This window comes from Acinetobacter sp. C15, from assembly GCF_013420645.1.
GTDB lineage: Bacteria > Pseudomonadota > Gammaproteobacteria > Pseudomonadales > Moraxellaceae > Acinetobacter > Acinetobacter indicus.
This window is the reverse complement of sequence record NZ_VOXR01000009.1, coordinates 1-20,448: the sequence shown is the minus strand read 5'-3', so window position 1 is coordinate 20,448 and position 20,448 is coordinate 1. Positions and strand designations below refer to the sequence as shown.

Below are 20,448 nucleotides of genomic sequence, written 5' to 3'. Positions count from 1 at the left end.
TGATACAAAATTACGATTTTAAGCTACAAAAAAACGATTATTTAAGCCATTGTTTTTAAACATTTTAGTTAATTTTAAATCCTTATTTTTATTAGGACTTTCATCTGTTTTTATATAAAAAAGAGCAGCTGGAGGTGCAGCTGCTCTTTGATCTTGACCAATTAGAATGTATAGGTATAGGTCGTCGCGATACGGTGTTCTTCTAGATCGTTACCACCTGAGATATTGTCATAGTTGGTATCAATAAACATGTAGTTGAAACCTAAACCTTTTAGCTTACCTTCTGGTACCACATAGTTCACAATCAGGTTGTTTTCATTTTCTTTGCCACGCGGTTCGCCTGCACCATTATCGACATCCCAACCACGGAAATGACGTGCAGTTGCGGTTAAACCTGGTACACCCACATCAGCAAAGTTATAGGTATAACCCAAGCTCCATGATTTTTCATCTTTACGGATAAAGCTTGCCACCGACCAGTTGTCTAGATAAGGCTGTGGTACCCAACCACCCAATGTCGGGAACATTGGCGCTTTGTTACCATGCTCTCCAAACATTTGCTGGTAGCCTAATTGTACTGTGTGCATACCATGGTTGATTTTTGCACCTGCAGACACGGCCTGGCTGTCAATCTTGCCATACAGCTGGTCACCCGATTCGCTGTTGTCAAAATAACGTACATGGGTGTCTAACTTGGTGTTTTCAGCCAAGGTCGTTTTATAGTTTACTGCGGCATAGTGTTGTTGGTAGATGTTGGTGACATCGGCATACCAGTAACTACCACCCACTTTTGGGGTGAATTGATGATCAATCCCGGCAATATACATACCGTCATCTGTACTGACTGCTGTCGCAAAGTTGTTTTGCGGAAATAAGCTCAGGTCATGATATTGATTTTCATAACGTGCATTAATGCCATCTAAATATGCCAAGGTCAGTTTAGTATCTTTAATGTCCTTAGACTCTAACCAGGCACCACTATAAGTAGTCAGTAATTGGCGAGATGGATCAAAGAATACCACTGGTGACATTGGTAATAGATCACCAACCTTCAACTCAGTTTCAGATACCTTAACTTTTAAGGTTGCACCAACTTTACCAAAATGATCTTTAGATTCTTTGCCATCGTGAGGTAACACCCAATCCGGATTTTGATCACGGCCGTTGAGTTTAACTGCATGTTGAACCAGTACATCTGCTCCAATTTGCACGCCACCACCAATATCATGATAACCAGACTTGGCATCCAAAGTTACCGCCTGTGACCATGAACCAAAGTTCAATTCTGGTTTATCTTGATACTGACGATCTAAATAGAAATTTTTAAATTTAAGTTGAACATTGCTGTCATCAATAAAATCTGCATATGTAGCAGAAGTTCCTAAAGTTGCTGTCGCAGCAAGCATTGCTATCCATAATTTTTGACGACGCATGGTAAATTTTCCCATTCAGCAGATAAAAACAATGCCGTCATCATGCGTAAGCATAATCAAATAGAAAATCCGACCACAGTATTAAACATTTATCGGTTTGGGCATTTTTTTGATTTCACAGCGCTTTTTTTATTTTTTTAAGATATTTCAGCAATCATTTCCCTGCTAAATACTCTCCACCCTAAAAATATAAACATCTGTTATTCATATTATTTTTCACTGTATTTTTTATTTATTCTGAGTTTTTAAGCTTTATTTATTGGTTTTAACATTAACACTTTAACTAATAGCTTTTAACTATCAGTATTATTTATAAAAAATTTAATATTTAAAACAATTCAGCTTTTCCCCGAATTTAAACCCCTTAGCTTTCTATTCCCTCTTTTCCATCCTTTTAAAATAAATCCCGGCTGATCATTTAAAAGACTTTTTATATAAAAATAAGATGCGTTTTAAATACATTGATCTGTGTGATTTTAAATCCGGATTTATTTTTAAAGTGTGATATTAAGCAACTCAATCACACCAATAAAAAAAGCACCCCAAATATATTGGAGTGCTTTGTTTAAGCCAGTTTTAAAATTAAAACTTAAGCTTGCATTTCACGTGCTTTAGACATGGTCAACGCCAAGTCTTCAATCATGTCTTCCTGACCACCGACTGTACCACGGCGACCCAGTTCCATCAGGATTTCACGCGCAGACACGCCATATTTCGCTTCAGCGCGTTTTGCAAACAACAGGAATGAAGAGTAAACACCCGCATAACCTAAAGTTGCCGCATCACGGTCTGCACGAATTGGGTTGTGCATCATTGGAATCACAAGGTCTTCAGCAACGTCTTGTACTTTGAACAGGTCAACGCCTGTATCCATACCCATACGGTTCGCTACAGCAATGAACAATTCAAGTGGTGTGTTACCCGCACCCGCACCAAGACCTGCAGAGGCCAAGTCCACACGTACTGCACCTGCTTCAACCGCAGCAACCGTATTTGATACACCCATACCTAAGTTGTGGTGACCGTGGAAACCGAGTTCGATGCTTGGGTCAAGGTGTTGACGCAAGTGACCCACGCGGTCTTTCACGTCTTGAGGAAGCATATAACCTGCTGAGTCTGTGACATAAATACAGTTCGCACCGTAAGACACCATCTTCTGTGCTTCTTCTAAAAGACGCTCAGGAGAAGCCATGTGAGCCAGCATTAAGAAGCCCACGGTGTCCATGTCGAGTTTACGAGCAGCAGTGATGTGCTGTTCAGAACAGTCCGCTTCTGTACAATGTGTTGCAACACGAATCGTCGATACACCAATTTCATGCGCCATTTTCAAATGGTCAACTGTACCGATACCTGGAAGAAGCAGTGCAGACACTTTCGCATTCTTCATACGTGGCACAACAGCAGACAGGTATTCTTCATCTGTTGCAGCAGCAAAACCGTAGTTCACTGATGAACCGCCCAGGCCGTCACCGTGGGTCACTTCAATTAAAGGTACGCCGGCATCATCTAGCGCTGTTGAAATGGCAATCATTTGCTCAACAGTGGTTTGATGGCGCTGCGGGTGCATACCATCACGTAAAGTCATATCATGAACAATAATCTTAGACATGAGGTTGCTCCTTAAGCTTCAGCAGTGTTGAAAACGTGTTCAGCAAACATTTCTGCAGTACGTGCAGCTGCTGCTGTCATGATGTCGAGGTTACCTGCATATTTCGGCAAGAAGTCACCTAAACCTTCGACTTCTAAGAAGATCGAAACACGGTTACCGTCAAAAATAGGACCATTTACCAGTTTGTAACCTGGTACATATTTTTGCACTTCTTTAATCATCGCATGTACAGATTCAGTGATCGCAGCTTGATCTGGCTCACCTTCTACTAGACAGTGAACAGTGTCACGCATCATCAGTGGTGGCTCAGCTGGGTTAATGATGATGATCGCTTTACCTTGTTTCGCGCCGCCAACTTTCTCAATTGCACCTGCAGTAGTACGGGTAAATTCATCAATGTTTTTACGCGTACCTGGACCAACTGATTTCGTCGATACCGTTGCAATGATTTCGCCATATTCAACCGGTTGAACGCGAGAAACCGCAGCAACCATTGGAATGGTTGCCTGACCGCCACACGTTACCATGTTGACGTTTGGCACTTCACCAGCCGCAAGCAATGCTTCCAGGTTGACAGGTGGTACACAGAATGGACCAATTGCAGCCGGTGTTAAGTCAATCATTAACACGCCAAGTTCATTGAGCTTGCGGCTGTTTTCTGCGTGTACGTATGCAGACGTTGCATCGAATGCAATTTTGATGTCATCTTCGATTACGTGAGGAAGAAGACCATCTACACCTTCAGCCGTGGTTTTTAAACCCATTTTCGCCGCACGCGCTAGACCTTCAGATGTAGGATCAATACCCACCATCCATACTGGCTCTAACCATTCGCTACGTTGTAATTTGTAAAGCAAATCAGTACCGATGTTACCTGGACCGATCATTGCACATTTAATCTTTTTCATGAATGTACTCTCTTAAAATTCTGATCAGGTTGGGGCTTATCCAGCAGCGAATGCCGCTGTAACTGAACCAAAGCCTTCAATTTCAACTTTGAATTCATCGCCTGGTTGCGCCACAACCATTGGCCCTAACGCACCTGTTAAGATGATGTCGCCTTTTAACAATGGACGCCCACGACGTACCATTTCATCTGCCAGCCAGACTGCAGCATTCAATGGGTTGGCTAAACAGGCTTTACCCACACCTTGAGAAACCACTTCTTCACCGCGGGTCATGACCATCTTGCAATTCACAAGATCCAGGTTTTCCAGTTTTACCGGTTGAGAACCCAGTACAAACGCCGCTGAAGATGCGTTGTCTGCCACGGTGTCAATCAGGCTGATTTTCCAGTTTTCAATACGGCTATCCACCACTTCTACTGCTGGCAGTGCGTAGTCAGTTGCACTGATAATGTCAGCATAGGTGTGTTTTTCTTTGGTCAAATCTTCTTTAATGACCAGTGCAATTTCTGCTTCAACTTTCGGTTGAATCAGCAAACCTGCAGGAATGGCTTCACCATCACCATAGGCCATATCTGCAAACAACATACCGAAATCTGGCTGATCAACACCCAGTTGTGCCTGAACTACCTTCGAGGTCAAACCAATTTTGCGACCTACTAAACGGCGGCCTTCTTTCAACGCGCGTTCGGTATTTACTTCTTGAACTGCGTACGCGATATCTACATCAGCAGATTCACCGCCTAATTGTGGGCGAATCGGTGCAATCGCAGTTTGTGATAATTCAGCATCTCTTAACGCTTGAGCAACTGATGCAACAACAGCAGAATTCGACATCAATGTTTCCTTAAACTGCAAAAATTGGGCTTATGCTGTTGACTAGATTTTCCGGCATGCAGCTGAACATCGGCCGATATAGGGGGGACTGATCAGAGCGGCAACAGGCTGTTGCTGCCGATCTCTAGCAAACGCGCATAGATATAAACTGATTTAGAATCGGAAAAATGGACTTTTTATGCCAATACTTATTTTATTTTTTACAATAGCTAGAACCTATAACACAGCCACAACTCAACCGACACGAAGCCCCTGATAGCTATAGATTTCCGAGTATTTCTATCCACTTTTTAAGAAAATCTGGATGAGAAGTTTCAGCGCTTAAGGCTTCGGTATTAGACGATTTTATCAGCAGCTTTTAGAGGCAATAAGGCTGCACAGTGTTTATACAGCCTCTAGAACAGAAAAAGAAAGACGAAACTTTGCAATCACGCAACATGCCCAGGCAGAGATCAATATAAGAAGGAAGAAAATAAGCTCTTGAATAAAAGAAGAAGCGGCAAGAGGTTCACTTCTTCTGAAAAGATGCTCTCCCACCTAGATGGCCTGTTTCATTTGTACCTGCTGTAACAGGAACTGATGCAGGCTGCTGACATCCCCGGCAATTTTTAGCGGTTGAAACAGCTGTAACACTTCGACCGTATGTACCCCATAGCTGACACCCACACGCGGCATGGCAATAGCCTGCGCCATTTCCAGATCATAAGAGGTATCGCCGACCATAATTGCCTGCTCAGGGCGCACTCCGGTTTCTGCCAGAATTTCTTCTAACATTAAGGGATGCGGTTTAGAGCGGGTTTCACTGGCGGCACGGGTCGCAGCAAACAGATTCATACTTTGAGTCTGCTGCAATACACGATCTAGGCCTTTACGACTTTTACCGGTAGCCACCGCGAGTTTTACCCCGGCATTCTGTAAATCATCCAGCATCGCCGCCACACCATCAAACCAGACATCGGTTTTGGAGTTGGCTACATAGTGCTCGGAATAGCACTGTAAAATCTCGCCATGCAATTCCGGCACCATCGGGAACAAACGCTGCGCCACTTCAGGCAGGCCCAAACCGATAATGCTTTTGGCTGCTTCATCGGTTAAGGGTTGCTGAAACTGCTGTGCAGCGAACTGTAAACTCGCCACAATTTGACCGACTGAATCAAACAAGGTGCCATCCCAGTCGAAAATGATGAGTTCTACAGCTGTGTTCATATATGGTTTCCTCGATTTGATTCGGTTTAAATCCACCCCGCCCCTCCTTTAAAAAAGGAGGGAGAGCTTCATTAGAAAATAACTTTTATTGCAAGATCACAACAGATATTAATTACCCAACGGCGACATCCATGTCGCCTTTCGCACATTTCGGATGCAGATATCATTTACTATCGCAACGCTCCCTCTCCTGAACGAGTTTAAAGCACTGCTTTAAACGACGTGCAAGAAGGAGACTTGCGCAGCAGTGCTGCTCAGGGAGAGGATTTTTCCGAAATTTAATCTCCCCCTTGCGGAACAATGTTCCTCATCTTTAATTTTAATAAAGAGGGAAATTTCCCACTTAAATAAAGCAAGACGAACGAGAATTAAAAAGCCAAAGATTATTCGTCATCTTCCCCAAGTGTTAGCACCTTATCTGCCTTTTGCGCACGGAGCTGTGCGACCAGACTCTGCATATCTTCAGGCAACGGCGCTTCAATGGTCGGATAACCCGGAATTTCCAGACGCATGGCGTGTAAACACAAGCGACGTGGTTTAGGGCCACGATATTCGGTTTCATGACCGTATTTTTCATCACCCACCAGCGGATGGCCAATACTCAGACCATGCACACGAATCTGATGGGTACGTCCAGACAGCGGCGATGCATAGACCAGTGTGGCATGCATAAAGCGCTCTTGCACATTCCACTGGGTTTTCGATTCTTTACCTTCTTTAGACACACGCACGCGACGTTCGCCATTGGCCAGCTCATAACGATGTAGAGGTGCATCAATCAGCTGTTTGTCCAGCGTCACCTGTCCTTTCACCACCGCAGCATAGGTTTTACGGATTTTGTGTTCACGCAGCATGTCCTGCAAGGTTTTTAATACGCTGCGTTTTTTCGAAATCATCACCAGACCCGAAGTATCGCGGTCAATGCGGTGAATCAGCTCCAGATATTTTTTCCCGGTGGCGGCGCGCAAGCCTTCAATCAGGCCATAGGCCACACCACTGCCCCCATGCACGGCAATGCCCGATGGCTTGTTCACCACCATCAGCCCTTCATCTTCATAGATGACCCGGTTCAGCAAGCCTTGAGCAACTTTGTCCGACACCGGCGCCGGGGTATCATCTTTCTGTTCAAAACGGATTGGAGCAACCCGGATCTGATCGCCAATATTCAGCTTGGTTTCGGCTTTGACCCGTTTTTTATTGACCCGCACCTGACCTTCACGAATCAGACGGTAAATCCGGCTTTTGGGCACGCCTTTTAAACGGCTAAACAAAAAGTTGTCAATCCGTTGCCCCGCTTGATGCTCATCGACTTCAAACCAAGTGACACTTTGCCATTGTTGGGTAGAATTCATACAGTTACGACGACCTAAAAAAATACTAAAATTGATTAAAAACTGATCACTTGGGCTATGCTTTACACAAGAAACATAAGCTTAGCCCATAGGCAGATGATGCAAGGTTTGATATAGTCAGCGCACGGAAACCATCGTAAGTGGGTAAAAGTTGGGTCATTTCGGTTTTTACTGAAGTTGATTATTCAATCAAACACTCCACTAAACACGTAAAGGTCCCAAAAGAATTATGCCGACGCCGAAGGCTTATTATATCGGCAAAACTGCAAACTGTTGCGTTTAATTGTACTTAAGGTACATAAATCAGTTTGCCTGAAAAAATATGTCGCCAACCTCAAGTTGGTTTTTAAACGTAAACTGATACACATCAGACTAGTCGTTCCCTGATGTCGCATTCAGGCTACAGCGTTGATACATTGGATCTGCACAAATTGTAAAGATACGACGATAATTCCGTATCAAGACACTCGACTAAAAGAAGGGATGATCTTTGAGCAATGTGACAGTGAAAGTTACTCACATCCAATGTACCGCTCGTCCGCCAGTGAAACGACCAGGTGACTTTAATCGTTTAAAGATTGAAGCCGTATTGACATCATCAATACGTGAATCATCCACCGAAACCCGATTATCAGGCCGGTAGAGAAACGTTCAGACCGCTGTATTTGAGATCTGAACCATGATCCGTGATGTTTGATGCTCGCTACGTATAGAGCGATGTTTTGCTGTGTATCACTATAAGGTGTTACACCCATGAAACGTATGTTGATTAATGCAACACATGCTGAAGAAATTCGCGTTGCACTTGTCACTGGTCAGCGTCTTTACGATTTTGATTTAGAAAATCGTACCCGTGAACAAAAAAAATCAAATATCTATAAAGGTCATGTGACTCGCGTAGAGCCATCTTTAGAAGCTGTATTTGTTGAGTATGGTGCCGGTCGTCAAGGCTTCCTGTCGATGCGCGAAATTGCCAACTCTTACTACAAGGCCGATCCTCGTCAAACTTCAAATATTCGCGAACTGATTACTGAAGGCACCGAACTGCTGGTTCAGGTAGAAAAAGAAGAGCGCGGCAACAAAGGTGCTGCCCTGTCGACCTTTATTTCACTGGCGGGCCGTTACCTGGTCCTGATGCCAAATAACCCGAAAGGGGGTGGTATCAGCCGTCAGATTTCCGGTTCAGTGCGTGAAGAACTGAAAGAAATGCTGGCCTCTTTAAACGTGCCACGCGGTATGAGCGTGATTGTACGTACTGCCGGTATTGGTCGTTCTCAAGAAGAATTACAACTTGATTTACAGCATCTGCTAGATCTGTGGGCGCAAATTCAAAGCACCTCAAGTTCTGGTCCATCGCCAATGCTGGTGCATCAGGAAGCCGGTGTCGTCACGCGTGCCATTCGTGACTACCTGCGTGATGATGTGGCTGAAATCCTGATTGACTCAGAACAGGCCTATAACGAAGCTTATAACTTCGTAAAAGCGGTGATGCCACGTCAGCTCGACAAGTTAAAAACCTATACCCTAAATGAACCACTGTTCGCGCATTTCGGTATCGAAAGCCAGATTCAAACCGCCTATGAACGCGAAGTCAAACTGCCTTCAGGTGGTTCAATCGTGATTGACCAAACCGAAGCATTGGTGTCAATCGACATTAACTCGGCAAAATCAACTCGTGGTCAGGACGTTGAAGATACCGCACTAAACACCAACCTGGAAGCTGCTGAAGAAATTGCACGCCAGTTACGTTTACGTGACATCGGTGGTCTGGTAGTAATCGACTTTATCGACATGACCAAAGACCGTAACCAGCGTATGGTGGAAGCCAAGCTGCGTGAAGCAACGCAAAGCGACCGCGCGCGTATCCAGTTTGGTCAATTGTCACGCTTTGGTTTAATGGAGATGAGCCGTCAGCGCTTACGTCCATCTTTAGAAGAAGCGACCGGTTATGTTTGCCCACGTTGTCATGGTACCGGCATGGTACGTGACTTACGTTCTCTCTCACTGTCGATTATGCGTAAAGTGGAAGAGATTGCGCTACGTGAGCGTCATGGTGAAGTTCAGGTTGAAGTACCGGTTGAAATTGCAGCATTCTTATTGAATGAAAAGCGTCACAGCCTGGTTTACCTTGAACAAACCTCAAATGTACGTGTAACGGTATTGCCGCACCCGCATTTAGAAACCCCACATTACGAAATCTCTTACAATCCGGAAGGCTTTGCCCCAACCAGCTATGAACGCACAGCAGCCACCCGCTTAAGCGAACAGGAACTGGGTTATGAAGCCTCTGAATGGCATTTAGAAGAAGAACAGCACGCTCAGCATGCAGCTGCACCTGCAGCACCGCAAAAGGAACAGAAGCGTCCAGCCAAAGCTCAAGCCGCTGCGCCTGCACAAGTGGCCCCTGCTGCCGCTGCACCAAGTGCTAGCCCATGTGCATGGTTAGAAAACCTGTTTGTGCAAAAACAGGCCAACACGGTTGATCAGTCACGTAGCGCCAACAATGCGGCTGCAGCGATTGAGCAAATGGTCAATAATGGCGCAGTTAGCCGTGGCCAGTTCGGTCAGATTGCAGCTGCGGCGCCTGTGGCTGCACCAGCAGCAGCAACCAGCAATGCTTATCTTGCCCCATCAACTGTGGCCAAGCATGAGCGTGATCACGCTGAAAAACCGGCTGAACGTGAAGAAAAATCATCACGTCACAACAACAAAAAGCGCAGCAAGCACAAAGAGCCGCGCGAGCAAAACAGCCAGAACGACAACAGCCCGGCACAGCATCAGGTACACGAAGAAGTGGTGCAGCTGTCACGTCAGGAGCAACGTCAGGAAGCGCGTGAAAACAAACGCAACTCCCGCCGTCAGCACAACAGCAACAATGAGCAGACGCAAAACGAAGCGCAACAGCAAGATGCTGTGCCACGTCGTGACCGTCGTAACCAGCAACGTCCAGAGCGTCCAAACCGCCACCGCGATGCCAGCGTGCTGAATGACACGGCTGCACCGGCAGCAGCTACAGCAGCACCAGCCGCTGAAGCACAAGGCCTGAAAGTGGACCTGGTGGATGCACCACGTCAGGACGTGATGCCAACTGCTCTGGTGGTGAATGTTGATGCTGCACAAAGTGAAATTGTCGCGCTAAACCAGAACGCAGCCGCTGCACCTGCAGCAACTGCTGAACTTCCGGTTGCGACCAGCACTGAAGCAGTAGAAGAAGCACCAGTACCAAAAGAAGAAGTGGCACCTGCGGCAATTGTGGCTGAAGAGCACAAATCGCAACCGGTGAAACGCGCCAGCAACGATCCGCGTCAGCGTCGTCGCCAGCAACGTGAAGGTCGTGCGCAACAAAACCAGCCGCCAAAGCTGTCACCATCTCAGGTTCCAGCCTTGCAGCAGTACACGGTAGGCAGCCTGATCCGTCATGTGTATGGTGAAGATTGCTCGGTACTGATTGAGCAGTTTGGTTTAGTCCCAACCTTTAACCGCGCCCTGCAAAAGTTCACTGAACAATATGCAGCCAGCCTGGTCGCTCAAGCACCTGCGGCAGAAAGCCAAAAGCAGCCTGTGACCCGTGATGTTGAAGTCAGCAAAGCTGAGCCAGAAGCAGAACCTGCTCCTGTGCTGGACCTGACTCCACCAGCGCCAGTCAAACGTGTGGCCAATGATCCGCGTGAGCGTCGTCGTTTAGCCAAACTTGCTGCCGAACAGGCGCTGGAACAGGCCAAACAGGCCCATGCCGACGAAGCAGAAAAAGCACCCGCTAACGATGCACCAGCAGAAACTGCGGCGGACGCTCAAGCAGCTGAAGCAACAGAAGCCACTGCTGCAAGCAGCACAGCAGCACCTGTAGAAGCGACTGCCGAGCCAGCAGCAACTGAAGCAGCACCAGCGGCTGAAACCACTGCGACTGAAACTGAAGTGGCGACTGAAGAAAGCGCTGCAGCCGAAGCACCGGCTAAAGAAACAGCGAAAGCTGAAGCAGCGCAACCAGTACAGGCTGAACTGCCAGTTGATGCAGCAGATGCCAGCGAAGCACCGGCAAATGCAGAAGCTGAAGCTCCAGAAGCCGCAGCAGACAAGGCCGAGAAAGAAAAACCGGCACGTCCGCGTCGTCCACGTGGCCGTCCACCAAAGAAAGCCAACACCTCAACTGAGTCATAATTTGCTTTTTTGCAGGTGAATAAAAAAATCCAGTCATTTCGGTGACTGGATTTTTTTTGTTAATTTGTCAGATTAGGTTGATTACACTACAACGAAACGATTAAAACCTTAAAGTGCAATATTCATGCGCTAGAACTACAGATTGGATGTCGAGAATAAATAGGATTCATATGAGCCATACAACACAACATGATCTTATTGGTCTGGCCGATGTCGCCGCCAAAATTCCAAAGTTTATCGGCAAAGTCCCGAATCTTATTCAGGGTCTGAGTCAAGCCTATTTACGAACGCCATCCACCCCTGCCGGTCTGGGCATTGCCTTTGAAAAAGCGGTCAAACGTAATCCGCATGGTCTGGCTTTAATGTTTGAAGAGCAGCGCTTTAGCTACAAAGCCCTGAATGAATGGGCCAACCAGATTGCCCACTATTATCTGTCACAAGGCGCACGCAAAGGCGATGTGATTGCGGTAATGCTGGAAAACCGCCCGGAACTGATCGCGACTGTCATCGGTCTGGCCAAAATTGGCGTCACCATTGCACTGGTAAACACCTCACAGGTCGGCAAGGTGCTGACCCATAGCATCAATCTGGTCAAACCGGTCGCGCTAATTGTTGGCGAAGAATGCCGTGCTGCGGTAGAGGAGATTCGTCAGGCGCTGGATTTGCCGGCAGATCGTCTGGACTGGTTTGCCGATCAGGAAACCCAGCGCGATGCGGGCAAAGCTCCGAAAGGCTTTAACAATCTGGCCGAAAAGATCAACCATTTTCCGAAATTCAATCCGCCGACCACGCATTCCGTCCAGGGCAAAGATGGCCTGTTTTATATCTATACCTCGGGAACCACCGGCCTGCCGAAAGCCGTGGTGTTCACCCATAGCCGCTGGACCCTGGCCTATGGCACCTACGGCCATGTACTGAATCTGAATCCAAAAGATGTCATGTATGTGACCCTGCCGCTGTATCATGCCACTGGTATTGTGGTGTGCTGGTGCGGCGTAATTGCCGGTAGCGCAACCCTGGCAATTCGACGTAAATACTCCACTTCCAGCTTCTGGAAAGATGTACAGAAATTTAATGCCTCTGCCATTGGTTATGTCGGCGAGCTGTGCCGCTACCTGATGGATGCACCACCATCCGCGCTGGATCAGGGCCATCGTGTTACCAAAATGATTGGGAACGGCATGCGCCCGAATATCTGGAACAAGTTTAAGCAAGGCTTTGGCATTGAAGAAATTCTGGAGCTGTATGCCTCCAGTGAAGGCAATGTCGGCTTTAGCAACATCTTTAACTTTGACAATACCGTTGGTTTTTCTCCAACCCCTTATGCGATTGTGGCTTTCGATAAAGAAAAAAATGAACCGGTCCGGGATGCGCGCGGCTGGTGCCAGAAAGTCAAAAAAGGTGAAGTTGGTTTATTGATTGGCAAAATTACCCGCCGTTCGCCATTTGATGGCTATACTGATCCGGAAAAAAACAAGGCGGTGATTTTAAAAGGCGTTTTCCAGCGTGGCGATCAATACTTTAATACCGGTGATCTGGTACGAAATATCGGCTTCCGTCATGCCCAGTTTGTTGACCGCCTGGGTGATACCTTCCGCTGGAAAGGTGAGAATGTTTCCACCACCGAAGTGGAAAATATACTCTGTGATTATGAGAAAATTGCCGAAGCGGTGGTTTACGGCGTAGAAATTCCAGAAACCAATGGCCGTGCCGGAATGGCGGCCATTACCTTAAATACCGATGCAACACTGGATGAACATGACCTGCAGCAGATGGTGAGCCAGTTTAAACAGGCCCTGCCCGGCTATGCGGTTCCGGTATTTTTACGGATTCAGGCCCAGGTTGAAACCACCGGCACTTTTAAATATCAGAAAAACAAGCTCAAAGAACAGGCATTTAATCCGGCAGCTACCACGGATCGTTTGCTGGTGTTGCTGCCCGGTGCAGCGGCTTATACTGATCTAACCCCGGAAATTTTCGAGCAGATTCAAACCTATCAATACCGCTTCTAAGCCCAAAGTTGTCTATTTTTTGATTCCCTAGCATGAATTTGTTTCATTTATAATCAAACATAGACAACTTTTTTATTTTTTACTTGCGCTCAAACGAGATCTTGCTACAATACGCTCCATCAAATGATATGGGTCGTTAGCTCAGTTGGTAGAGCAGCGGACTTTTAATCCGTTGGTCCCGCGTTCGAGTCGCGGACGACCCACCACTCATTTGAAAGCCTAAGATGGGTCGTTAGCTCAGTTGGTAGAGCAGCGGACTTTTAATCCGTTGGTCCCGCGTTCGAGTCGCGGACGACCCACCATCTTTCCTTAGGAACTCTGCAAAAACTCCAGTTCTTGCATCTTAAAAAATAAGCAGCTTATTTTTTATTCCTCAGGGTCGTTAGCTCAGTTGGTAGAGCAGCGGACTTTTAATCCGTTGGTCCCGCGTTCGAGTCGCGGACGACCCACCATTTATCTTCCAGAATAAATATCCTCGCTTCCCTACTCTGCATTGCACATTTATATGCTGGGCTGCATTGCATCTGCGCTACAACCTCAATATTAATGTGGATGAAAGAACGCTCAATCTGCTTTTTTAATCGGCCGACTTTTCCAGATAATAAGCATGTGCCGGTAAAGGATTACGGGAAAAATACTGCTGATTTACCGTCGATACTGTGGCAATTTTTTCTAAATCCATGCGTAGATTCTGCGTGTCATCAATATCATAAAAAATTTCCACCCCATTACTGCGATGCACAATAATCTGGTGTGCGGTTTCATCATACATCCAGTAATCCAGATAATAGTTCATTTGTGCACCGGCCATGACCCGGCCAAGATAGACAATGGAACGATGTGCGGTGCCATCGGGCAATAAAGTCAGAATAAAATCGGCTGTACCGGTCTCACATTTGACATAGGCATCTTCACAGCTAATTTTTACCTGATACCGGCCGAAATAGGCCAAGGCCGCTTCCGGCACCACGGCTTTATCGGCATCTTTTGCAGATGGAAATACCGGTTGGCCAGCCACTTCACTCAGGCGTTTACTTGGCACATCTTCCGTCACCTGCAGGTCTGCCACGGGTGTAAACGGCTGTGCCTCCTCTCCTTCTTGACTGTTAAACGTCGGGTCACAAGCGGCCAAAGACAGGCAACAGATTCCCCATAACCATTTCGAACAATGCACAGCCAATATGGTGTCTCCCGGGTATCAATAAAAATAGCCACCGTATGCCTTTGCATCAGGTTGATGGGCACACAGAGAAGCTATTGAAATTACATGAATTTTCACCCAAATCTACAGTTTTTGTAGACCTGTTTCAAGATTTTAAAGCGCAATATTTATACCGTGTCATTTTATTTACATAAATTAACGATTTATAGCGCATTGACCCTTTAAAAACGGAAATAGGTCGCCATTTTTATTTTATGAGTTGTTGATTGACTCACCATTTTATTTTTTAAGGAGACCTCAATGGCCAATGTTGGTTTATACCGCTCTAACCGCTCAAACATGATTGCAGGTGTAATGGGTGGTATTGCTGAACGTTTTGGTTGGAATGCAAATTTACTCCGCATTATTTTTGTGTTGGTATCCATTATGAGTGCCGCCTTCCCGGGTATTCTGGTGTACTTGGTACTGTGGCTGGTGATGCCGAAAAAGAAAGCTGAAATTGAACACGTGAATGGCTATCGCAATCCGGTACGTACCATTCATGAAGATCAGAACAGTTACCGTTAATCTTCATTTTTCTTGCACAGTTTAAAGCTACGGTGGCCCCCTATTACCGTAGCTTCTTTTTTCTGGCTTTAACTTTCCGTAGTTTTGCTGCGTAGCCAGATCAGACGCTGGTTCATGGCGGCAATCATATCGGCGCGGCTAATAATCCCGACCAGCTGCTGCTGTTCCACCACTGGAATATAGTTAAACGAACGTTCCACAAAATACGGGACCAGATCGGCAATACTCTGATGTGGTTTTACCGTCACCACCTTGCGGTTCATAATGTGTTTGACCTGATGCTGCCATGACATCCGCACATCAGTAGCATGTTTAAACCATTCCACCACTTCATACAGTGCCAATGTGCCGACCAGTTGCTGCTCGGCATTTACCACCGGCAAGCTCATTAAATTGACCTGCTTGAACTTGTCTAGCGCGAGCTGGATATCATCATCCTGCTGCAAGGTAATCACATCATGGGTCATGATATCTTCACAGCGCCATTCCTGCACGTTTTCATCCTGCATACGCGCATTGGCCTGATATTGCGCTTCCAGAATAATTTTCTGCAAGTCATATTCACTAATGTCCAGCAGCTCGGTCTGATGCTCCAGCACATGATGAATATCTTGCGGCTGAATGGTGACTTTCTGGGTCGGGGTCGGGTCTTGCGAACGCAGGTTCAGCTGGGCCTTGTGTGGATATTGCTTGCCGGTCAGTCGGTTAAACATCATTGCCACCAACAGCAATAACAGCGAATTTAACAGCACCGGATAAAAGATAAATAAATAGCCCAGTTCACTGACCGCCTCACCGCCCAATACCGCAGTAATTGCGACTGCACCACTCGGTGGATGCAGCGAATCGGTCGACATCATTAAAATAATAGATAAGGCCACCGCCACACTAAAGGCTTCGGTCAGATTCGGAATATACAGCGCACAGGTCACACCAATAATGCCGGCAATAGTATTGCCGATCACCATATTCCACGGCTGTGCCAGCGGACTGGCCGGCACCGCAAACAACAATACTGACGACGCACCCATCGGCGCGATATACCAGGCATTAATATCGCCCAGAATCCATAAGCTGATCAGTGAAGATAAACTTAAGCCCAGCAAAGCACCCAATCCGCACAACAGACGTTCTTTCAGCGGCAGTAATTTGAAATTGGGTTTTAAGATTTCTAACCATTCAGATTGCGGATGAAACACGGGAATCCTTTGTGATTTTGGCGACGGCCGCCATTATAAAATGAAGCAGCTTATAAGATGTATTCATTCTATATCTTATAATTATGAATTTTTCTGTTGAGATGTATATCAGTATAGGCACACTGAATCATCCTCTTTTTAGAAAAAATTGATAAGCCCTTCATTTTAAAAACATCGTTTTTGCGTATACACCGTTCAGCGCAGATGATTGCGCTGTATACACCAGATGAAACCAATCTTTGAGAAAAATGACTGAAATGACAATGCTGGGTTTTCCCCGAATCCTACAGATCAAAATCCGTTTTTTGTGGATAGACAGATCAACCGAATGTCGGTTTCTCTACTGATTTTTCATGGCGATTTTTCGGTTAGGCTTCGCTTCCTGATCAAAGCGCCAGCATTGTATGGATAACCTTTGCTACCTCCCGCCAAAATCCTTATAATTGAGCACAATTTTTCTCTAATTTTAAGTGGATGACCATGAGTCGCGCCATATCGCATATTGATACTTTCCAAGGCTTAATTCTTGCCTTACAAAATTACTGGGCGGAGCAAGGCTGCGTCGTGTTGCAGCCTTACGACATGGAAATGGGTGCAGGAACATTCCACACTGCAACTTTCCTACGTGCATTAGGGCCTGAAACCTGGAATGCCGCTTATGTGCAACCTTCACGTCGTCCGAAAGATGGCCGTTATGGTGAAAACCCGAACCGTTTGCAACACTACTACCAGTTCCAGGTGGTATTAAAGCCAAACCCGGACAACATCCAGCAGCTGTATCTGGATTCTTTAAAAGCCATCGGGATTGATCCTTTGGTTCACGACATCCGTTTTGTCGAAGATAACTGGGAATCACCAACACTCGGTGCTTGGGGCTTAGGTTGGGAAGTCTGGCTGAATGGTATGGAAGTGACGCAATTCACTTACTTCCAGCAAGTCGGTGGTGTTGAATGTTATCCGGTCACCGGTGAAATCACTTACGGTTTAGAACGTCTGGCGATGTATCTGCAAGGGGTCGACTCTGTGTATGACCTTGTTTGGACTAAAGGTCAGTTCGGTACGGTCACCTATGGCGATGTATTCCATCAAAACGAAGTAGAACAATCGACCTATAACTTCGAATATGCGCCAGTCGACAAACTGTTTGAACTGTTCGACTTTTACGAAGCAGAAGCCTCTCGTTTGATGGAAGCGAAACTGCCACTTCCTGCCTATGAGCAAGTGGTGAAAGCATCACACAGCTTTAACCTGCTTGATGCGCGTGGTGCGATTTCTGTGACTGAGCGTCAGCGTTATATTTTACGTGTCCGTACATTGGCGCGTGCCATTGCACAAAGCTACGTGGCCGCACGTGCAGAGCTTGGTTTCCCAATGGCAGAACCGCATTTACGTGATGAAGTTCTGGCACAGTTAAAAGCACAGGTTGAGGCGGAAGCCGCGCAAGCAGAAAAATCAGCGGAGAGCAAATAATGTCTAAACATACTGTTTTATTTGAACTTGGCTGTGAAGAACTTCCACCAAAAAGCCTGAAAAAATTACGTGATGCGTTACAGGCTGAAACGGTTAAAGGCTTAAAAGATGCAGGTCTGGCTTTCGATTCAATTGAAGCTTATGCTGCACCACGTCGTTTGGCACTTAAAATTGTCAATGTAGATGGCGCGCAAGCCGACACTCAAAAACGTTTTGACGGCCCTGCAAAACAAGCAGCGTTTGATGCTGAAGGCAATCCAACCAAAGCTTTAGAAGGCTTTATGCGTGGTCAAGGCATTACGGTTGATCAAGTATCGACTTTCCAAGCAGGTAAAGTTGAAAAAGTGTGTTACTTAAAAGATGTCAAAGGTCAAAGCCTTGATGCGCTGTTACCGCAAATTTTACAAAATGCTTTGGACAACCTGCCAATTGCGAAACGCATGCGTTCTGCAGCCAGCCGTACTGAATTCGTTCGTCCGGTAAAATGGGTGGTGTTGCTGAAAGACAACGATGTGGTTGATGCAACCATTCAAGATCATAAAGCTAGTAACGTGACGTATGGTCACCGTTTCCATGCACCTGAAGCGATTACGCTGGCCAATGCAGATGCATACTTAGATGCACTTCGTAGCGCTTATGTGGTTGCATCATTTGAAGAGCGTCAAGCCGTTATCGACCAGCAAGTCAAAGCCTTGGCGGATGAAGTCAATGCGATTGCGATTGTACCAAGCGACCTTCGTGATGAAGTAACCGCACTGGTTGAATGGCCTGTTGCGCTTCGTGCCAGCTTCGAAGAACGCTTCCTTGCTGTTCCTCAAGAAGCGCTTATTACGACCATGCAGGACAACCAAAAGTACTTCTGCCTGGTGAATAGCGATAATAAACTGCAACCGTACTTCATTACGGTGTCAAACATCGAGTCGAAAGATCCGTCACAAATTATTGAAGGTAACGAGAAAGTCGTTCGTCCACGTTTGTCGGATGCTGAATTCTTCTTCCTGCAAGACCAAAAACAACCGCTTGCGTCTCGTAAGGAGAAACTAGCGAATATGGTATTCCAGGCAGAACTCGGTACGCTTTGGAACAAATCTGAACGTATTGCCAAACTTGCTGTTGCGCTTGCGCCAATTACAGGTGCAAATGCGGCTGACGCTGAAAAAGCTGCCCTGCTGGCAAAATGTGACTTAACCTCTGAGCTTGTAGGTGAATTCCCAGAACTTCAAGGCATCGCGGGAACTTACTATGCACGTCTTGAAGGCGAAAATGATGAAGTGGCTGAAGCACTTGGCGAGCAGTACTTGCCTAAATTTGCAGGTGATGTTTTACCGAAAACCAAAACAGGTACAACCATTGCGCTTGCAGACCGCTTAGATACGCTCACCGGTATTTTCGGTATTGGTCAAGCGCCTACAGGTTCGAAAGACCCGTTTGCCCTGCGTCGTTCTGCAATTGGTATCTTACGTCTAGTGACTGAAAACGAGCTTGATGTTTCAATCGAAGATTTGATCAAACTTGCTTTAGCTGCGTATGGCGATGTACTCAAAGATCACGATAAGACTTTAAACGATGCGGTTGCATTCCTTGAAGGTCGTTACCGTGCCAAATATGAAGACCAAGGTGTGGCTGTTGACGTGATTCAAGCGGTTCAAGCGTTGTCGCCAAAATCACCACTTGATTTTGACAAACGTGTCAATGCGGTTAATCACTTCCGCGCATTGCCTGAAGCGGCTGCACTTGCTGCTGCGAATAAGCGTGTTGCCAATATTCTTGCTAAAGAAGCGGCACCAGCTGGTGAAGTGGTTGAAGCAAACTTGGTTGAAGATGCTGAAAAAGCATTGTTCGCTGAACTTGCGAAAATCACGCCTGTGGTTGAACCATTATTTGCTGCCAAAGACTACACTGCTGCATTGTCTGCACTTGCTGCACTGCGTGCGCCTGTAGATGCGTTCTTTGACGGTGTAATGGTGATGGCGGATGATGCTGAATTAAAAGCAAACCGTTTACGCTTGCTTGCTCAGCTTCGCGCCTTATTTACCAAAGTGGCGGATATTTCGGTGCTTCAACACTAAAGATGAGTATTTATAACGACTCACCTATCACCCTTGCAATCCTCAAGCTCTTTCAAGAGCTTGAGGATTGGATTTCAATGAATCATCAATATCTTCCTCATGGTGCCGTTAAGGCATTTATTTTTGGTGGCTGTGCGTTTCACATCCACACCAATGCTCGAGGTAGCAATGATATTGATGCTGAAATCCAATCGATCAGCCAATTAAAAAAAGAAGATATTTTCTTATTTCTAGAAAATAATGATATTGAACAAAACTAAGAGCGCATTCTCGCTCTTTTAAGGGCGAGTTAGCTCTTTTTTAATGACATGGACTTTTTAGCATTTTTTTCTGACGTTGGTGTTCTTTGTTCTTCAATGTATTTTTTCACTACATCCAAACTTGCGCCACCACAGGATACAGCGCAGTAACTAGGCGACCAAAAGTGATTGCCCCATAGTTTTTCCTTAACTTCATCCCAAAATGAACG

The 20,448-nt window shown here is 46.1% G+C and carries 15 protein-coding genes and 3 tRNA genes; 9 read left to right on the top strand and 9 right to left on the bottom strand.

Annotated elements, in window-relative coordinates; all coding sequences use genetic code 11:
• Window positions 1-161 precede the first annotated feature (161 nt).
• From FTT63_RS05355 to FTT63_RS05330, 6 genes are all read right to left on the bottom strand, one after another.
• Window positions 162-1,433, bottom strand: coding sequence for an OprD family outer membrane porin (locus tag FTT63_RS05355; RefSeq protein WP_005181973.1), 1,272 nt, complete (start codon window positions 1,431-1,433; stop codon window positions 162-164).
• Window positions 1,434-2,022: 589 nt separating this feature from the next.
• Window positions 2,023-3,042 (bottom strand): 4-hydroxy-2-oxovalerate aldolase, encoded by a 1,020-nt coding sequence (gene dmpG / locus FTT63_RS05350; protein WP_005181971.1) that lies wholly within the window; start codon window positions 3,040-3,042, stop codon window positions 2,023-2,025.
• A gap of 11 nt (window positions 3,043-3,053) precedes the next feature.
• Window positions 3,054-3,950 carry an acetaldehyde dehydrogenase (acetylating) gene (locus FTT63_RS05345; RefSeq protein ID WP_005181969.1) on the bottom strand — a complete coding sequence of 299 codons (897 nt, stop codon included), beginning with the start codon at window positions 3,948-3,950 and terminating at the stop codon, window positions 3,054-3,056.
• 36 nt (window positions 3,951-3,986) lie between these two features.
• On the bottom strand, window positions 3,987-4,784 hold the full coding sequence (locus tag FTT63_RS05340) for a 2-keto-4-pentenoate hydratase (protein WP_127799055.1): 798 nt from the start codon (window positions 4,782-4,784) through the stop codon (window positions 3,987-3,989).
• 537 nt (window positions 4,785-5,321) lie between these two features.
• Window positions 5,322-5,990 carry an HAD-IA family hydrolase gene (locus FTT63_RS05335; RefSeq protein ID WP_016659605.1) on the bottom strand — a complete coding sequence of 223 codons (669 nt, stop codon included), beginning with the start codon at window positions 5,988-5,990 and terminating at the stop codon, window positions 5,322-5,324.
• Window positions 5,991-6,373: 383 nt separating this feature from the next.
• A complete protein-coding gene (locus FTT63_RS05330) occupies window positions 6,374-7,342 on the bottom strand; it encodes an RluA family pseudouridine synthase (RefSeq protein ID WP_045795497.1) in 969 nt (322 codons plus the stop codon).
• Window positions 7,343-8,095: 753 nt separating this feature from the next.
• Here FTT63_RS05330 and FTT63_RS05325 point away from each other — a divergent pair.
• The 5 genes from FTT63_RS05325 to FTT63_RS05305 all read left to right on the top strand — a co-directional run bounded on the left by FTT63_RS05325 (window position 8,096) and on the right by FTT63_RS05305 (window position 13,964).
• Window positions 8,096-11,500, top strand: coding sequence for an Rne/Rng family ribonuclease (locus FTT63_RS05325; RefSeq protein WP_180192067.1), 3,405 nt, complete (start codon window positions 8,096-8,098; stop codon window positions 11,498-11,500).
• A 170-nt stretch (window positions 11,501-11,670) separates the two neighbouring features.
• Window positions 11,671-13,512, top strand: coding sequence for a long-chain-acyl-CoA synthetase (locus tag FTT63_RS05320; RefSeq protein ID WP_180192066.1), 1,842 nt, complete (start codon window positions 11,671-11,673; stop codon window positions 13,510-13,512).
• Between the two features lie 130 nt (window positions 13,513-13,642).
• Window positions 13,643-13,718 (top strand) — tRNA-Lys (locus FTT63_RS05315).
• A 20-nt stretch (window positions 13,719-13,738) separates the two neighbouring features.
• A tRNA-Lys gene (locus tag FTT63_RS05310) sits at window positions 13,739-13,814 on the top strand.
• A 74-nt stretch (window positions 13,815-13,888) separates the two neighbouring features.
• Window positions 13,889-13,964: transfer RNA gene (locus FTT63_RS05305), tRNA-Lys, on the top strand.
• Between the two features lie 125 nt (window positions 13,965-14,089).
• Here the strand turns inward: FTT63_RS05305 and FTT63_RS05300 are convergent.
• Complete coding sequence (locus FTT63_RS05300; protein WP_227554678.1) at window positions 14,090-14,686, bottom strand: hypothetical protein; 597 nt, start codon at window positions 14,684-14,686, stop codon at window positions 14,090-14,092.
• A gap of 288 nt (window positions 14,687-14,974) precedes the next feature.
• On the opposite strand from FTT63_RS05300, the gene FTT63_RS05295 reads away from it, so the two are divergent.
• Complete coding sequence (locus FTT63_RS05295; RefSeq protein WP_005181954.1) at window positions 14,975-15,241, top strand: PspC domain-containing protein; 267 nt, start codon at window positions 14,975-14,977, stop codon at window positions 15,239-15,241.
• A gap of 68 nt (window positions 15,242-15,309) precedes the next feature.
• On the opposite strand, the gene FTT63_RS05290 is transcribed toward FTT63_RS05295, so the two are convergent.
• The gene (locus FTT63_RS05290; protein ID WP_005181952.1) at window positions 15,310-16,440 is read right to left on the bottom strand and encodes an HPP family protein; all 1,131 of its coding nucleotides are present in this window, start codon (window positions 16,438-16,440) and stop codon (window positions 15,310-15,312) included.
• 480 nt (window positions 16,441-16,920) lie between these two features.
• Here FTT63_RS05290 and glyQ point away from each other — a divergent pair, with 480 nt between their 5' ends.
• The 3 genes from glyQ to FTT63_RS05275 are packed head-to-tail and all read left to right on the top strand — an operon-like array spanning window position 16,921 to window position 20,239.
• A complete protein-coding gene (gene glyQ / locus FTT63_RS05285; protein ID WP_005181950.1) occupies window positions 16,921-17,910 on the top strand; it encodes a glycine--tRNA ligase subunit alpha in 990 nt (329 codons plus the stop codon).
• On the top strand, window positions 17,910-19,979 hold the full coding sequence (gene glyS, locus FTT63_RS05280; RefSeq protein WP_180192065.1) for a glycine--tRNA ligase subunit beta: 2,070 nt from the start codon (window positions 17,910-17,912) through the stop codon (window positions 19,977-19,979). The genes glyQ and glyS overlap by 1 nt, the downstream gene beginning before the upstream one ends.
• Before the next feature lie 2 nt (window positions 19,980-19,981).
• Window positions 19,982-20,239, top strand: a complete 258-nt coding sequence (locus FTT63_RS05275; RefSeq protein WP_227554676.1) for a hypothetical protein — start codon at window positions 19,982-19,984, stop codon at window positions 20,237-20,239.
• Between the two features lie 29 nt (window positions 20,240-20,268).
• Here the strand turns inward: FTT63_RS05275 and FTT63_RS05270 are convergent.
• Window positions 20,269-20,448 (bottom strand): transposase (locus FTT63_RS05270; protein WP_171294848.1); only part of this gene is annotated, 180 nt, incomplete at its 5' end.

Bases quoted from the DNA above. Each gene is read 5' to 3' on its own strand.
- FTT63_RS05320 (WP_180192066.1), top strand. From the start codon at position 11,671: ATGAGCCATACAACACAACATGATCTTATTGGTCTGGCCGATGTCGCC.
- glyQ (WP_005181950.1), top strand. From the start codon at position 16,921: ATGAGTCGCGCCATATCGCATATTGATACTTTCCAAGGCTTAATTCTT.
- dmpG (WP_005181971.1), bottom strand. From the start codon at position 3,042: ATGTCTAAGATTATTGTTCATGATATGACTTTACGTGATGGTATGCAC.
- FTT63_RS05335 (WP_016659605.1), bottom strand. From the start codon at position 5,990: ATGAACACAGCTGTAGAACTCATCATTTTCGACTGGGATGGCACCTTG.
- FTT63_RS05330 (WP_045795497.1), bottom strand. From the start codon at position 7,342: ATGAATTCTACCCAACAATGGCAAAGTGTCACTTGGTTTGAAGTCGAT.
- glyS (WP_180192065.1), top strand. From the start codon at position 17,910: ATGTCTAAACATACTGTTTTATTTGAACTTGGCTGTGAAGAACTTCCA.
- FTT63_RS05340 (WP_127799055.1), bottom strand. From the start codon at position 4,784: ATGTCGAATTCTGCTGTTGTTGCATCAGTTGCTCAAGCGTTAAGAGAT.
- FTT63_RS05275 (WP_227554676.1), top strand. From the start codon at position 19,982: ATGAGTATTTATAACGACTCACCTATCACCCTTGCAATCCTCAAGCTC.
- FTT63_RS05355 (WP_005181973.1), bottom strand. From the start codon at position 1,433: ATGCGTCGTCAAAAATTATGGATAGCAATGCTTGCTGCGACAGCAACT.
- FTT63_RS05295 (WP_005181954.1), top strand. From the start codon at position 14,975: ATGGCCAATGTTGGTTTATACCGCTCTAACCGCTCAAACATGATTGCA.
- FTT63_RS05325 (WP_180192067.1), top strand. From the start codon at position 8,096: ATGAAACGTATGTTGATTAATGCAACACATGCTGAAGAAATTCGCGTT.
- FTT63_RS05345 (WP_005181969.1), bottom strand. From the start codon at position 3,950: ATGAAAAAGATTAAATGTGCAATGATCGGTCCAGGTAACATCGGTACT.